The sequence below is a fragment of the Actinomadura livida genome (genome assembly GCF_014648675.1).
GTDB lineage: Bacteria > Actinomycetota > Actinomycetes > Streptosporangiales > Streptosporangiaceae > Spirillospora > Spirillospora livida.
This window is the reverse complement of the sequence record NZ_BMRO01000013.1, coordinates 170,907-185,914: the sequence shown is the minus strand read 5'-3', so window position 1 is coordinate 185,914 and position 15,008 is coordinate 170,907. Positions and strand designations below refer to the sequence as shown.

The following is a 15,008-nucleotide window of genomic DNA, read 5'->3' as shown; positions in this document are numbered from 1 at the left end:
GCCGGACTTCTCAGCAGATGGGTGGCTCACCCAGGACTCCCTACCGGACGAACATGTCGGTCGTGGCTTGTCCCGCAAGGTCCAGAATGGGCTGTGGGAGCACGCCGAGTACCACAGTAGCCGTCAGGCCGAGCGCGACCGCGACCGCGGTCGCCGGGCCGGCCACCACGACCGGGCCGTCCGGGTCGGGGTCGTTGAAGAACATCAGGACGATCACCCGGACGTAGAAGAACGCCGCCACGGCGGAGGCGATCACCGCGACGATCACCAGCGGGGTCGCGCCCTCCTCGACCGCCGCCTTGAACACCGCGAACTTCCCGGTGAAACCGCTGGTCAGCGGGATTCCGGCGAACGCCAGCAGGAAGAAGGCGAACGTTCCGGCGACGACCGGGGAACGCTTGCCGAGCCCCGCCCAGCGCGACAGGTGGCCCGCCTCGCCGCCCGCGTCCCGCACCATCGTGACGATGGCGAACGCGCCGACGGAGGCGAAGCCGTAGGCGAGCAGGTAGAACAGTGTGCTCGACAGGCCGTTCGGCGACGTGGCGATCACGCCGAGGAGCAGGAACCCCGCGTGCGCGATGGATGAGTACGCCAGCATCCGCTTGATGTCGGTCTGGGTGATCGCGACGATCGACCCGACGACCATTGTGAGAATGGCCACAGCCCACATGAACGGCCGCCAGTCCCACTCCAGCGTCTCGAACGCGACGTAGTAGACGCGGACGATCGCACCGAACGCCGACACGACGGTGCACGACGCCATCAGCGCCGTGATCGGCGTGGGGGCGCCCTGGTAGACGTCCGGCTTCCACATGTGGAACGGGACGCCGCCGAGCTTGAACAGCAGCCCGACCGACAGCAGCGCGACGCCCGCGAGCAGCAGGCTCTCGTTGCCCGCGTCCCGCGCGATCTGCGCGGCGATGTCCGACAGGCGCACCGACCCGGCGTACCCGTACAGCAGCGCGATGCCGTACAGGAAGAACGCCGAGGAGAACGCGCCCAGCAGGAAGTACTTGACCGCGGCCTCCTGCGAGAGGAGGCGCCTGCGGCGGGCGAGCCCGCACAGCAGGTACAGCGGCAGCGACAGCACCTCCAGCGCCACGAACATCGTGAGCAGGTCGTTCGACGCCGGGAACATGATCATGCCGCCGACGGCGAACATCATCAGCGGGTAGACCTCGGTCTGGACGGCCCCCGCCTCGGCGGTGCGCTGCTCCGCCTCGCTGCCCGGCAGGGCGGACGCCTGCGCGGCGAAGTGCCCCTCGACGGCGCCGCCCGTCCGGCCGGTGCCGCGGTCGGCGATCAGCAGGAGGCTGACCAGCGCCAGCACCAGGATGGTGCCCTGCAGGAACAGGGTCGGGCCGTCCACGCCGAGGGCGCCCTCGGCGGCGACGCTGTGCGGGTTCTCGCGCCAGCCCAGCACGATCGTCCAGACGAACGCGGCGCCGAGGCCGAGGAACGCGATCGGCACCTGCACGAAGTAGCGGGAGCGGCGGCCGACGAGCGCTTCGACGAGGACGCCGAGGACGGCGGCGCCGAAGACCAGCAGCATCGGGGCGACCTGCCCGTACTCGATGTGCGGCGCGGGGATCTCACCCCCCTGCGCGAGGACCGCGCTCACGTGACTGCTGGTGCTCATGGACGGGCTCCGTTCTCGGCTACGTTACCGGTGACGTCCGGCGCCGGGTCCCGCTGGTCGACGCGGGCCAGCGTCTCGTTCACCGACGGGTTGATCACGTGCAGTACCGGCTGCGGGAAGAAGCCCATCGCCACGATGATCGCGAGGATCGGCGCGATGACCCACTTCTCCCGCACGGACAGGTCCTTCAGGCCCTCGACGGCCGGCGCGGCCGGGCCGCCCATGGTCCGCTGGTACATCCACAGGATGTAGACGGCGGCGAGCACGACCGCGATGACGGACGCGATCGCGGCCCACTGGTAGCGCGTGTACGTGCCGACGATGACGAGGAACTCCGACACGAACGGCGCGAGGCCGGGCAGCGACAGGCTCGACAGGCCGGCGATGAGGAACGACCCGGCGAGGACGGGCGCCACCTTCTGCATGCCCCCGTAGTCGGCGATCCGCGCCGACCGCCGCCGGACGATCATGAACCCGACGACGAGGAACAGCGCGCCGGTGGCGAACCCGTGGTTCACCATGTACAGCGCCGCGCCCGACTGGGCCTGCGACGTCATCGCGAAGATGCCGAGCACGATGAACCCGAAGTGGGAGATCGACGTGTAGGCGACCAGCCGCTTCATGTCGACCTGCCCGATCGCGAGGATCGCGCCGTAGATGATGCTGGCGACCGCGAACACGATCACGACCGGCGTCGCCCACCGGGCCGCGCCGGGGAACAGCTCCAGGCAGAACCGGAGCATCCCGTACGTGCCGACCTTGTCCAGCACGCCGACGAGCAGCACCAGCGCGGGCGCCGGGGACTGCTGCGCCGCGTCCGGCAGCCAGGTGTGCACCGGCGCCATCGGCGCCTTGATCGCGAACGCGATGAAGAAGCCGAGGAACAGCCACTTCGCCGTCGTCGGGTCGATGTCCAGCTTCGACAGCTCGGTGAACAGGAACGTGCCCTGCCCGAGGCCGCCCTCCGCGGCCGGCTTCGCCGACAGCGGGTAGAGCCAGATGACCGCGACGAGCATCAGCAGCCCGCCGAACAGCGAGTACAGCAGGAACTTCACCGCGGCGTAGGAGCGCTGCGCGCCGCCGTAGGACCCGATGATGAAGTACATCGGGATGAGCAGCGCCTCGAAGAAGACGTAGAAGACGAAAACGTCGGTCGCCGCGAAGACGCCGATCATCGTCGCCTCGAGGGACAGCAGCAGCGCGAAGTAGGTCTTCACCGACCGCTTCGGCGGGACGTCCACCCCGCCGGACCGGTCGGCCTCGCCCCACGAGCCGAGGATGACCAGCGGCACGAGGATGACCGACAGCAGGATCAGCGTCAGCGAGACGCCGTCGACGCCGAGCGCCCAGTGGATCCCGAACTCCCGGATCCACCAGTACCGCTCTTCGAACTGGAAGCGCGGCCCGCCCGCGTCGAAGCCCGCCGCCATGATCCCGGCGAGGACCGCGACGAGGACGGAGACGCCGAGCGCGACCTGCTTGACCAGCGCCTCCCGCTCGCGCGGGATGACGCTGACCAGCACCGCGCCCACCACCGGCAGCGCGATGAGGACGCTCAGCCAGGGAAAGTCGCTCATGAAACGTTCACCACCAGGAGCGCGGCGACCACGAGCGCAGCGCCGAAGGTCATCGAAAGGGCGTAGGAGCGGGCGAAGCCGGTCTGGACGCGCCGGAGCCGGCCGGACGTGCCGCCGATGCCGGCGGCGGTGCCGTTGACGAGGCCGTCGACGCCGCGCCCGTCGAACCAGACGGCGAGCCGGGTCAGCCACTGCCCGGGACGCATCAGCAGCGACTCGTTGAGCGCGTCGCCGTAGAGGTCCTTGCGCGCCGCGACCGTGACGAACGAGCCCTTGGGCGCCTCACGCGGCACCTTCCGGCTGCCGTACTGCCGCCACGCGATGGCCGCCCCGGCCACCATCAGGACGAGGGAGACCGCGCCGGTCGGGGTGATCAGCGCGAAGTGGTGCTCCTTCTCGGGCGTCCCGACGACCGGCTCCAGGAAGTGGGCGAACCCGCCGAGGATCAGGAAGCCGCCCGCGGCGAGCGAGCCGACCGCCAGCAGGATCAGCGGGACGGTCATGATCTTCGGCGACTCGTGCGGGTGGACGTCGTCCGCCCAGCGCTTCTCGCCGAAGAACGTCATGAACATCACGCGCGACATGTAGTACGCGGTGATCCCGGCGCCGAGCAGCGCGCACGCGCCGAGGACCGCCCCGGACGTGCCGCCCTTGTCGAACGCCGCCTCGATGATCCCTTCCTTGGTGAACCAGCCGGACAGCCCGGGGAACCCGATGATGGCGAGGTACCCGAGGCCGAACGTGGCGTAGGTGATCATCATCACCGAGCGGAGCGCGCCGTAGTGGCGCATGTTCACGTCGTCCTTCATGCCGTGCATGACGGACCCGGCGCCGAGGAACAGGCCGGCCTTGAAGAAGCCGTGCGCGATGAGGTGCGCGATGGCGAAGACGTACCCGGCCTTGCCGAGCCCGGCGGCCAGCGTCATGTAGCCGATCTGCGACATCGTCGAGCCGGCGAGGGCCTTCTTGATGTCGTCCTTGGCGCACCCGATGATCGCACCGAACAGCAGGGTCGCCGCACCGACGATCGTCACCACGAGCTGCGCGGTCTCCGACATCTCGAAGATCGGCCCGGCGCGGACGATGAGGTACACGCCGGCGGTCACCATCGTGGCGGCGTGGATGAGCGCCGACACCGGGGTCGGGCCCTCCATCGCGTCCAGGAGCCAGGACTGCAGCGGGAGCTGCGCCGACTTGCCGCACGCGCCGAGCAGGAGCAGCAGCCCGATCGCGGTGGCGGTGCCGGTGCTGAGCTGGGACGCCAGCCCGGCGTGCTCGGCGCCGGTGCCGAGCACGGCGCCGTACTCGATGGTGCCGAACGTCGCGAAGATCAGCGCGATCGCGATGATCAGCCCCATGTCGCCGACGCGGTTGACGACGAACGCCTTCTTCGCCGCGGTCGCGGCGGTCGGCTTGAACTGCCAGAACCCGATCAGGAGGTACGAGGCGAGGCCGACGCCCTCCCAGCCGATGAACATGACCAGGAAGTTGTCACCGAGCACCAGCAGCAGCATCGCCGCGACGAACAGGTTCAGGTACGCGAAGAACCTGCGGCGGTCGGGGTCCTCGGCCATGTAGCCGATGGAGTAGATGTGGATGAGCGAGCCCACCCCGGTGATCAGCAGGACGAAGCTGATGGACAGCGGGTCCACCAGCAGGTCCATGCCGACCTTGAACGCGCCGACGTCGATGAAGTCCCACAGGTGCAGGGTGCGCCGCCGTTCGTCGGCGGCGTAGCCGAGCATCTGGGCGAACATCGCCACGCCCACCGCGAACGAGGCCACCGACATGGCGACGCCGAGCAGGTGTCCCCACCGGTCGGTGCGCCTCCCCCCGAGCAGGAGGATCGCGGCGCCCGCGAGCGGGAGCGCTATGAGGAGCCAGGACGCGGCCTGGATGCCTTCCGCTTTCATCCCAGCCTCTCAGTACTTCAGCAGGTTCACGTCGTCGACCGACGCGGATCTGCGGGTCCGGAAGACGGTCATGATGATCGCGAGGCCCACCACGACCTCCGCGGCGGCCACCACCATCACGAAGAAGGCGATGATCTGACCGTCCAGGTTGCCGTGCATGCGGGAGAAGGAGATGAACGCCAGGTTCGTCGCGTTCAGCATCAACTCGACGCACATGAAGACCACGAGCGCGTTGCGGCGCACGAGGACGCCGAGCGCCCCGATGGTGAACAGGATCGCCGAAAGCGCCAGGTAGTGCCCGGGACTCATGAACCAGCCTCGCCTTCACCCTCGTTGCCGCCCGCGGCCCGCGTCCCGGGCTTGGCGACGCGCCCCTCGGCGTCCGCGTCCGCGGCCTCCGCGGTGACGGCCTTGACGTCCCGCACGTTCCGCTCGACCGCCTCTTCCGCGGTGGAGCCGTGGAGGTCGGCGTGCCGCTCGGCCGTGTCGACGCGGGCGGCGATGACCGGGTTGACCGACAGCACCGACGTGGTCCCGTCGGGCAGCATCGCCGGCATGTCGACGGCGTTGTGCCGGGCGTAGGTGCCGGGGCCGGGCAGCGGCCCCGGGTGGTCGCCGGACAGGAACCGCCGCTTGGACAGGACCTTCTGCGTTGGTTTCTCGCCCATCCGCTCGCGGTGCGCCAGCACCATCGCGCCCAGCGCCGCGGTGATCAGCAGGGCGCTGGTGACCTCGAACGCGAACACGTACTTGGAGAACAGCAGCCGCGCCAGGCCGACGACGTTGCCCTCGGCGTTGGCCTGCTGCAGGCCCGCCGTGCCGCCGAGCGCCGCGTTCGCGAGCCCGGCGCCGAGCAGGGCGACGAACCCGATCGCGGCGACCGCCGCCCAGAACCGCTGCCCGCGGATCGTCTCCACCAGCGAGTCGGTGGAGCTGACGCCGACGAGCATCACCACGAACAGGAACAGCATCAGCACCGCGCCGGTGTAGACGATCACCTGCACGAACGCCAGGAACGGGGCGCTCTGGATCGCGTACAGCGCGGCGAGCGACAGCATCACGGTCGCCAGCAGCAGCGCCGAGTGGACCGCCTTCCGCATGAAGACCATGCCGAGGGCGGCGGAGACCGACACGATGGCCAGCAGCCAGAAGAAGAACGGCTCGCCGGCCTGCTTGTCGGCCACCTCCGCCGCGAGGACGGGGGCGCCCTGGATCGCGGAGATCACGCGCTCTCACCCCGCTTGCGGGACTTCTCGCGCTTGACCGCCTGGTCCGCGCCGGCGCGTCCGCCCTCTTCGGAGGGCACGGTGGGCGCGGGCTCCTCGGGCTGGAGGCCGAGGCGGTAGTAGTCCTCCTCGGTGTCGCCGAGCCGCATCTCGTGCGGCGGCGCCTCCATGCCCTCGCGCAGCGGTGCGAGCAGCATCTCCTTGGTGTAGATCAGGCTCTCGCGGCTGTCGTCGGCGAGCTCGTACTCGTTGGTCATCGTGAGCGCCCGCGTCGGGCACGCCTCGATGCACAGCCCGCACAGGATGCAGCGCAGGTAGTTGATCTGGTAGATGCGGCCGTACCGCTCACCGGGCGAGTAGCGCTCGTCGGCGGTGTTGTCCGCCCCCTCGACGAAGATCGCGTCGGCGGGGCACGCCCAGGCGCACAGCTCGCAGCCGATGCACTTCTCCAGGCCGTCCGGCCACCGGTTGAGCTGGTGCCGCCCGTGGAAGCGCGGCGCGGTCGGCTTCTTCACCTCGGGGTACTGAACGGTCTCGCTCTTCATGAAAATCTGGTGGAACGAGACCCCGAACCCCTTCACCGGGTTCAGGAAATCAGTTAGTCCCACTGGTGACCTCCTCAGGAGGGGTACTGATCTTGGATGCGCCGGCCGGCTCACCGCGGTAGTGGGGCGCGTCCATCGGCGGCACCGGGAAACCGCCGGCCGCGGGGGCGGGCTTGCCGCCCTCGCCCGCGCCCGGCACGATCTCCTTCTCGTCCTCGCCGCCCCGGAACATCTCCCAGAGCACCGTGGCCACCAGGACCACCGCCGCGGCGACCGCGGCGACGATCACGATCTGCTGCATGTCGTAGCCCTCGTTGCGCAGCGCGCGGATGGTGGCGACCAGCAGGATCCAGCCGAGCGAGAAGGGCATCAGCACCTTCCACCCGAGCTTCATCAGCTGGTCGTAGCGGACGCGCGGCAGGGTGCCGCGCAGCCAGATGAAGAAGAAGATGAACAGGAACACCTTGGCCAGGAACCACAGGACCGGCCACCAGCCGGAGTTGGCCCCCGCCCACACCGTGGAGATCGGCGCGGGAGCGCGCCAGCCGCCGAGGAACAGCGTGGTGGCGAGCGCCGACAGCGTCGCGAGGTTGATGTACTCCGCGAGGAAGAACATCGCGAACTTCAGCGACGAGTACTCGGTGTGGAAGCCGCCGACCAGCTCGCCCTCGCCCTCGGGCAGGTCGAACGGGATGCGGTTCGACTCGCCCATCATCGTGATCACGTACACGACGAAGGACGGGGCCAGCAGCAGCACGAACCAGCGGTCCTGCTGCGCCGCGACGATCTCCGAGGTGGACATCGAGCCGGCGAACATGAACACGGCCACGAACGACAGCGCCATCGCGATCTCGTAGGAGATCACCTGCGCGGACGAGCGGAGCCCGCCGAGCAGCGAGTACGGCGACATCGACGACCAGCCGGCGAGCACGATCCCGTAGACGCCCATCGACGCCATCGCCAGCACCAGCAGCACCGCGACCGGAAGGTCGGTGACCTGCAGCGGCGTCTGGTGCCCGAAGATCGAGACCGTCGGCCCCATCGGGATGATGGCGAACGAGATGAACGCGGGCACCGCGGCCATGACCGGCGCCAGGACGAACACGACCTTGTCGACCTGGCGGGGGACGATGTCCTCCTTCAGGGCGAGCTTGATGCCGTCCGCGAGGCCCTGCAGCAGCCCGAACGGGCCCGCGCGGTTGGGGCCGACGCGCAGCTGCATCCGGCCGATGACGCGGCGCTCGATCCACATCGTCAGCAGCACGGTCACGACGAGGAACGCGAAGACGGCGAGGACCTTGCCGCCGATCAGCCACCACGGGTCCGAGCCGAAGTCCTCCAGCGTCGGGTCCGCGGCGACCGGCGCCAGGGGCGCCTGCAGAGGCAGGGCCGCAGCGAGCGGGCTCATTTGCTCCCTCCAGCGTTCTCATCGGACGCCGCCGGCGCGCCGGACACGGCCGTCGCGCCGGACTCCGGCGCCGCGGCGGCCGCGGACCGGAGCACCCCGCTCGCGATCCCGACCACACCGCCCGCCGCCGCGCCGAGGTCCCGGTACAGCGAGCAGCCGGCCGAGTTGGTCGGCAGCCACACCACCCGGTCGGGCAGGTCGGCGGTCACCTCCAGCGGCAGCGTGACCTCGCCGCGCGCCGTCGAGACGGTGACCGCCTCGGTGGCGCCGATCTCCGCGGCCGTCGCGGGCGACAGCCGCGCGGCCGCGGCCTTGGCGGTGCCCGCGAGGAACGGCTCGCCGTCCTGCAGGCGTCCCCGGTCCAGCAGGAGCCGCCACGTCGCGAGCAGCGCCTCACCGCGCTCGGGGTGCGGCGGGAGCGCCTGCGCCACGTCCGGCGCCTCCGGGCGCTCGCCGCGGTAGGCGCCGAGCTCGGTCAGCTCGCGGCGCGCCGCCTCCGGGCCGGGCAGGCCCAGGTGGACGTCCAGCTCGTCGGCGAGGGAGTCCAGCACCCGCAGGTCGGACATCCGCCCGGCGGCCTTGAGCACGACGTCGAACTGGCGGCCGCGGCCCTCCCAGTCGACGAACGTGCCGGACTTCTCCGCGACGGCCGCGACCGGGAAGACGACGTCGGCGCGGTCGGTGACCGCGCTCGGCCGCTGCTCCAGGCTCACCACGAACGGCGTCGCGTCGAGGGCCCGCAGCATCGCCTCCGGGTCGGGCAGGTCGTAGGGGTCGACGCCGCCGACGAGCAGCGCGCCGCGCTCCCCCCGGCCCGCCGACGCGATGATCCCGGCGGTGTCCTCGCCGGGCGCGTCGGGCAGTGCGGCGACGCCCCAGACGCGGGCCACCTCGGCCCGCCCCGCCGGGTCGGTCACCGGGCGGCCGATCGGCAGCAGGCCGGGCAGCGCACCGGCCTCCAGCGCGCCGCGCTCCCCGGCCCGGCGCGGCACCCACGCCAGCCGGGCGCCGGTCACCCGCGCCAGCCGGACCGCCGCGGTCAGCGCGCCGGGGCTGCCGGCGAGCCGCTCGCCCACCAGGATCACGGCGCCGGGCGCCTCCAGCAGCGTCCGGACGTCGGACCGGTCCGCGTCGCCGATCAGCGACGCGAGCGTGTCGGCCTCGGCGCCGGGCGCCGTCGGCAGCAGCGTGCCGCCGACCTTGTCCAGCCCGCGGGTCGCGAACGGCGCCGCCGCGTACACCTTCAGCGCGTTCTTGCGGAACGCCTTGCGGAGCCGCAGGAAAACGATCGGCGACTCCTCCTCCGGCTCGAAGCCGGCGAGGAGCACGGCCGGCGCCTGCTCCAGGTCGGTGTAGGACACCTCGATCGAGCGTCCCGCGACCGACGAGGCGAGGAAGCGCGACTCCTCGTCCGACAGCGGCCGGGCCCGGAAGTCGACGTCGTTACTGCCGAGCGCGATCCGCGCGAACTTGGCGTAGGCGTAGGCGTCCTCAAGGGTGACGCGGCCGCCGGTCAGCACGCCCGCGGAGCCGCGCGCCGCCGCGAGGCCCTCGGCCGCGATGGTCAGCGCCTCCGGCCAGGACGCGGGCTCCAGCACGCCGTCCTCGTTGCGGACCAGCGGGTGCGTGAGCCGGTCGGGCTGCGTCGTGTAGGTGAACGCCCAGCGGCCCTTGTCGCAGTTCCATTCCTCGTTGACGTGCGGGTCGTCCCCGGCCAGCCGCCGCGTCACCTTGCCGCGCCGGTGGTCGGTCCGCATCGCGCAGCCGGACGCGCAGTGCTCGCAGACGCTCGGCGTCGACACCAGGTCGAACGGGCGGGACCGGAACCGGTACGCGGTGCCGGTGAGCGCGCCCACCGGGCAGATCTGCACGGTGTTGCCGGAGAAGTAGGACTGGAACGGCCGGTCCTCGGCGATCCCGATCTCTTCCTTCGCGCCGCGGTTCGTCAGCTCGATGAACGCGTCGCCGGCGATCTCCTCGGAGAACCGGGTGCAGCGCGTGCACTGGATGCAGCGCTCCCGGTCGAGCAGCACCTGGCTGGACAGCGGGATCGGCTTCGGCCACGTCCGCTTGGTCTCCACGAACCGCGTCTCGCCGCGGCCGTTGGACATCGCCTGGTTCTGCAGCGGGCACTCGCCGCCCTTGTCGCAGACCGGGCAGTCCAGCGGGTGGTTGATGAGCAGGAACTCCATGACGCCGTGCTGCGCCTTGTCGGCCACCGGCGAGGTGAGCTGGGTCTTGACGACCATGCCCGGCATCACCGGCGTGGTGCACGACGCCTGCGGCTTCGGCATCCCGCGGCCGTTGCCGGCGTCGGGGATCTCCACCAGGCACTGCCGGCACGCCCCGATCGGGTCGAGCAGCGGGTGCTCGCAGAACCGCGGGATCTGGATGCCGAGCAGCTCGGCGGCCCGGATGATCAGGGTGCCCTTCGGCACCTCGATCTCGAAGCCGTCGATGGTGCAGGAGACCATGTCCTCGCGCTTCTCCACCGCCGACTTGTCGTCGGTGACGGTCACTTGGCACCTCCCCAGAGGGTGGACTCGGCCGGGTCGAACGGGCAGGCGCCCCGCTCGAAGTGCTGGAGGTACTCGTCCCGGAACAGCTTGATGGACGACACGACCGGGCTGGTCGCGCCGTCGCCGAGGGCGCAGAACGCGCGGCCGAGGATGTTGTCGGAGATGTCCAGCAGGGTCTCCAGGTCCTCCTCGGTGCCCTGGCCGGCCTCCAGGCGCTTCAGCATGAGCTTGTACCAGTAGGTGCCCTCGCGGCACGGCGTGCACTTGCCGCACGACTCGTGCGCGTAGAACTCCGACCAGCGCAGCACCGCCCGGACGACGCAGGTCGTCTCGTCGAAGATCTGCAGCGCGCGGGTGCCGAGCATCGACCCGGCGGCGCCGACGGACTCGAAGTCCAGCGGCACGTCCAGGTGCTCGTCGGTGAAGATCGGGGTGGACGACCCGCCGGGCGTCCAGAACTTCAGCCGGTGCCCCTCCCGGATGCCGCCCGCCATGTCGAGCAGCTCCCGCAGCGTGATGCCGAGCGGCGCCTCGTACTGGCCGGGCCGCGTCACGTGCCCGGACAGCGAGAAGATCCCGAAGCCCTGCGACTTCTCGGTGCCCATCGCGGCGAACCACTCCGGGCCGTTCCCGACGATCGAGGGAACCGACGCGATCGACTCGACGTTGTTGATGACGGTGGGCCCGCCGTACAGGCCCGCCACCGCCGGGAAGGGGGGCTTCAGCCTGGGCCAGCCGCGGAACCCCTCCAGGGAATCCAGCAGCGCCGTCTCCTCGCCGCAGATGTAGGCGCCGGCGCCGCTGTGCACGACGATGTCCAGGTCGTACCCGGACCCGAGGATGTCCTTGCCGAGGTAGCCCGCCTCGTACGCCTCCGCGACCGCCTGGTGCAGCCGGCGGATCACGTGCAGCACCTCGCCGCGCACGTAGATGAACGCGATGTTCGACCTGATGGCGTACGAGCTGATGATGGTGCCCTCGACGAGCACGTGCGGGTTGGCCATCATCAGCGGGATGTCCTTGCACGTGCCCGGCTCGGACTCGTCCGCGTTGACGACCAGGTACCGCGGGTTCGGGCTGGTCGGCGGCAGGAAGCCCCACTTCATGCCGGTGGGGAAGCCCGCGCCGCCGCGGCCGCGGAGCCCGGAGTCCTTGACCGCCTGGACGATGTCGTCCGGGTCCATCCCGAACGCCTTGCGCAGCGCCTTGTAGCCGCCCCCGCGCTCGTAGCCCGCACGGGTGAACGAGTCGGGCTGGTCCCAGTTGCCGGTGAGGACCGGCGTCAGCGTGGTCACTTGCTCCGTCCCTCCTGGCTGCCGGGCTTCGCGTCACCGGGGATCGGCTTGCCCGGCTCGTGCGGCGGTGCCGAGATCTCCTCGGGCCGCACCGGCTCGTCCGGCCGCGCGCGGTCGACGTCCGCCGCCGGCGCCTCCCAGCCGCGCTCGCGCGCCAGCTCAAGGCCGCGCAGCGACTCCGGACCGGCCTGGACGCCCTCGCCGGCGCGCCCGTCGGGGAACCCGGCGAGGACGCGGGACGCCTCCCGCCACGTGGCCAGGTGCTCCGGCCCGCGCGTGGGCAGCACCCGCTGCCCCGCCCGCAGGTCGTCGACCAGCTTCTTGGCCTTCTCGGGAGTCATGTTGTCGAAGAACTCCCAGTTGACCGTCATCACGGGCGCGAAGTCGCAGGCCGCGTTGCACTCGATCCGCTCCAGGCTGACCTTGCCGTCCGGGGTGGCCTCGTCGTTGCCGACCCCGGCGTGCTCGCTCAGCTCGGCCCAGATCTGGTCGCCGCCCATGATCGCGCACAGCGTGTTGATGCAGACGCCGACGTGGTACTCCCCGACCGGCGCCTGCTTGTACTGCGTGTAGAACGTCACGACGCCCGTGACCTGCGCGGGCGTGATGCCGAGCAGCTCCGCGCAGAACTCGATGCCGTCCTGCGTGACGTGCCCCTCCTCCGACTGGACGAGGTGCAGCATCGGCAGCAGCGCCGACCTCGGCCGCGGATACCGGCCGATGATCTCCTTGGCGTCGCGCTCCAGCCGTTCACGAACCTCCGGCTCGTACGTCATCGGTCCACACCTCCCATGACCGGGTCGAGGCTGGCGACCGCGGCGATGATGTCGGCGACCATGCCGCCCTCGGACATCGCCGGGACGGCCTGCAGGTTGACGAAGGACGGGTCGCGGAAGTGGGCGCGGAACGGGCGGGTGCCGCCGTCGCTCACCACGTGCGCCGCGAGCTCGCCGCGCGGCGACTCGATCGGCACGTACGCCTGCCCGGCCGGCACCCGGAAGCCCTCGGTCACCAGCTTGAAGTGGTGGATCAGCGCCTCCATCGAGGTGCCCATGATGTGGGCGATGTGCCGGGGCGAGTTGCCGAGGCCGTCCGCGCCCATGGCCAGCTGCGCCGGCCAGCCGATCTTCTTGTCCTCGATCATCACCGGGCCCTTGACGGTCTGCAGCCGGTCCAGGCACTGCTCGATGATCTTCAGCGACTCCTCCATCTCGGCCATCCGGACGAGGTAGCGGCCGTACACGTCGCAGGTGTCCTGCGTCGGGACCTCGAAGTCGTAGGTCTCGTAGCCGCAGTACGGCTGCGACTTGCGCAGGTCCCACGGGAGACCGGTCGAGCGCAGCACCGGGCCGGTGACGCCGAGCGCCATGCAGCCGGTGAGGTCGAGGTACGCGACGTCCTTCGTGCGGGCCAGGAACACCGGGTTGGCGTCCAGCAGCTTGCGCAGCTGCTGGATGCGCTTCGGCATCCGGTCCAGGTAGTCGCGGATCTTGCTGGTCGCGCCGCTCGGCAGGTCCTGCGCGACCCCGCCCGGGCGGATGTAGGCGTGGTTCATGCGCAGGCCGGTGATCTCCTCGAACAGGTCGAGGGTGTACTCGCGCTCGATGAAGCCGTTCAGCATCACCGTCGTCGCGCCGAGCTCCAGCCCGAACGTCGCGATCGCCACCAGGTGCGAGGAGATCCGGTTCAGCTCCATCATCATCACGCGGATGATCTGGGCGCGCTCCGGGATCTGGTCCTCGATGCCGAGCAGCCGCTCCACGCTGAGGCAGTACGCCGCCTCGTTGAACAGCGGAGCCAGGTAGTCCATCCGGGTGCAGAACGTGGTGCCCTGCGTCCAGGTCCGGAACTCCATGTTCTTCTCGATGCCGGTGTGCAGGTAGCCGATCACCAGCCGGACCTCGTTGATCGTCTCACCGTCGAGGGTGAGGATCAGCCGGAGCACGCCGTGCGTGGACGGGTGCTGCGGGCCCATGTTGACGACGAGGCGCTCGTCGTCCGCCTCCTCGGCGCCGGCGACGACCTGGTCCCAGTCCGCGCCGCCGACGTCGAAGATCCGGCCCTGCGTCTCGCCGCCGGCCGTCCCCGACGCCGCCTCCTCCGCCGCGTAGGCGTCGTACTCGGTGTACTTGGTCGAGCTCATACGTACGACCGCCTTTCGTCCGGCGGGGGAATCTCCGCACCTCGGTACTCGACGGGGATGCCGCCGAGGGGGTAGTCCTTGCGCTGCGGGTGGCCGACCCAGTCGTCCGGCATCTCGATCCGCGTCAGCGCGGGGTGACCGTCGTAGACGATCCCGAAGAAGTCGTAGGTCTCGCGCTCGTGCCAGTCGCTCGTCGGGTACACGGGGACGAGCGACGGGATGTGCGGGTCGGCGTCCGGGCAGGTCGCCTCCAGCCGCACCCGCCGGTTGTGCGTGATCGACAGCAGGTGCGCGACGGAGTGCAGCTCCGCGCCCTCGTCCGCCGGGTAGTGCACGCCCGACACGCCCGAGCACAGCTCGAAGCGCAGCGACGGGTCGTCCCGCATGGTGCGCGCCACCTCGCGCAGGTGCTGCCGCTTGACGTAGAACGTCAGCTCGCCGCGGTCGACCACGACCCGCTCGATCGCGTCGCCGTAGTCGGGGTAGGCGCGTTCCAGCTCGTCGGCGATCTCGTCGAACTCGCCGGGCTCGGCCGCGCCGCGGGGCCCGCCGTAGGGACGCGGCGTCGACACCTTCGGGGTCTGCCGGACGACGAGGCCGCCGTAGCCGGAGGTGTCGCCCGTCGTCTTCGCGCCGAACATGCCGCGGCGGACCACCGGCTGCTCGCGGCGCTCCTCCTCGGTCTGCGCGGGCAGCTGGTCGGCGGCCTGCTCGGCCCGCTGCTCCGGGTGCTCGGAACTCAT

General features: G+C 70.8%; 12 protein-coding genes. All 12 read right to left on the bottom strand.

What is annotated here, in order from left to right:
- Positions 1-40 precede the first annotated feature (40 nt).
- The 12 genes from nuoN to IEZ03_RS28470 are packed head-to-tail and all read right to left on the bottom strand — an operon-like array spanning position 41 to position 15,008.
- Positions 41-1,639: an NADH-quinone oxidoreductase subunit NuoN gene (gene nuoN / locus IEZ03_RS28525; protein WP_184889300.1), complete on the bottom strand. Its 1,599-nt coding sequence runs from the start codon at positions 1,637-1,639 to the stop codon at positions 41-43.
- Entirely contained in the window at positions 1,636-3,216 is a 1,581-nt protein-coding gene (locus IEZ03_RS28520; protein WP_184889302.1) for an NADH-quinone oxidoreductase subunit M, read from the bottom strand. Before IEZ03_RS28520 ends, nuoN begins: the two co-directional genes overlap by 4 nt.
- Positions 3,213-5,129: an NADH-quinone oxidoreductase subunit L gene (gene nuoL / locus IEZ03_RS28515; RefSeq protein WP_184889304.1), complete on the bottom strand. Its 1,917-nt coding sequence runs from the start codon at positions 5,127-5,129 to the stop codon at positions 3,213-3,215. Before nuoL ends, IEZ03_RS28520 begins: the two co-directional genes overlap by 4 nt.
- Positions 5,130-5,138: 9 nt before the next feature.
- A complete protein-coding gene (nuoK, locus tag IEZ03_RS28510; protein WP_131977572.1) occupies positions 5,139-5,438 on the bottom strand; it encodes an NADH-quinone oxidoreductase subunit NuoK in 300 nt (99 codons plus the stop codon).
- Positions 5,435-6,355 carry an NADH-quinone oxidoreductase subunit J gene (locus tag IEZ03_RS28505; RefSeq protein WP_184889306.1) on the bottom strand — a complete coding sequence of 307 codons (921 nt, stop codon included), beginning with the start codon at positions 6,353-6,355 and terminating at the stop codon, positions 5,435-5,437. Before IEZ03_RS28505 ends, nuoK begins: the two co-directional genes overlap by 4 nt.
- Positions 6,352-6,963: an NADH-quinone oxidoreductase subunit NuoI gene (nuoI, locus tag IEZ03_RS28500; RefSeq protein ID WP_184889308.1), complete on the bottom strand. Its 612-nt coding sequence runs from the start codon at positions 6,961-6,963 to the stop codon at positions 6,352-6,354. The genes IEZ03_RS28505 and nuoI overlap by 4 nt, the downstream gene beginning before the upstream one ends.
- Entirely contained in the window at positions 6,950-8,308 is a 1,359-nt protein-coding gene (nuoH, locus tag IEZ03_RS28495; RefSeq protein ID WP_184889310.1) for an NADH-quinone oxidoreductase subunit NuoH, read from the bottom strand. Before nuoH ends, nuoI begins: the two co-directional genes overlap by 14 nt.
- On the bottom strand, positions 8,305-10,827 hold the full coding sequence (locus tag IEZ03_RS28490; RefSeq protein ID WP_189241244.1) for an NADH-quinone oxidoreductase subunit G: 2,523 nt from the start codon (positions 10,825-10,827) through the stop codon (positions 8,305-8,307). Before IEZ03_RS28490 ends, nuoH begins: the two co-directional genes overlap by 4 nt.
- Positions 10,824-12,122: an NADH-quinone oxidoreductase subunit NuoF gene (nuoF, locus tag IEZ03_RS28485; protein WP_132043250.1), complete on the bottom strand. Its 1,299-nt coding sequence runs from the start codon at positions 12,120-12,122 to the stop codon at positions 10,824-10,826. Before nuoF ends, IEZ03_RS28490 begins: the two co-directional genes overlap by 4 nt.
- Positions 12,119-12,898: an NADH-quinone oxidoreductase subunit NuoE gene (nuoE, locus tag IEZ03_RS28480; protein WP_184889314.1), complete on the bottom strand. Its 780-nt coding sequence runs from the start codon at positions 12,896-12,898 to the stop codon at positions 12,119-12,121. Before nuoE ends, nuoF begins: the two co-directional genes overlap by 4 nt.
- Positions 12,895-14,265: an NADH-quinone oxidoreductase subunit D gene (locus IEZ03_RS28475; protein WP_184889316.1), complete on the bottom strand. Its 1,371-nt coding sequence runs from the start codon at positions 14,263-14,265 to the stop codon at positions 12,895-12,897. The genes nuoE and IEZ03_RS28475 overlap by 4 nt, the downstream gene beginning before the upstream one ends.
- Positions 14,262-15,008: an NADH-quinone oxidoreductase subunit C gene (locus IEZ03_RS28470; RefSeq protein ID WP_132043256.1), complete on the bottom strand. Its 747-nt coding sequence runs from the start codon at positions 15,006-15,008 to the stop codon at positions 14,262-14,264. Before IEZ03_RS28470 ends, IEZ03_RS28475 begins: the two co-directional genes overlap by 4 nt.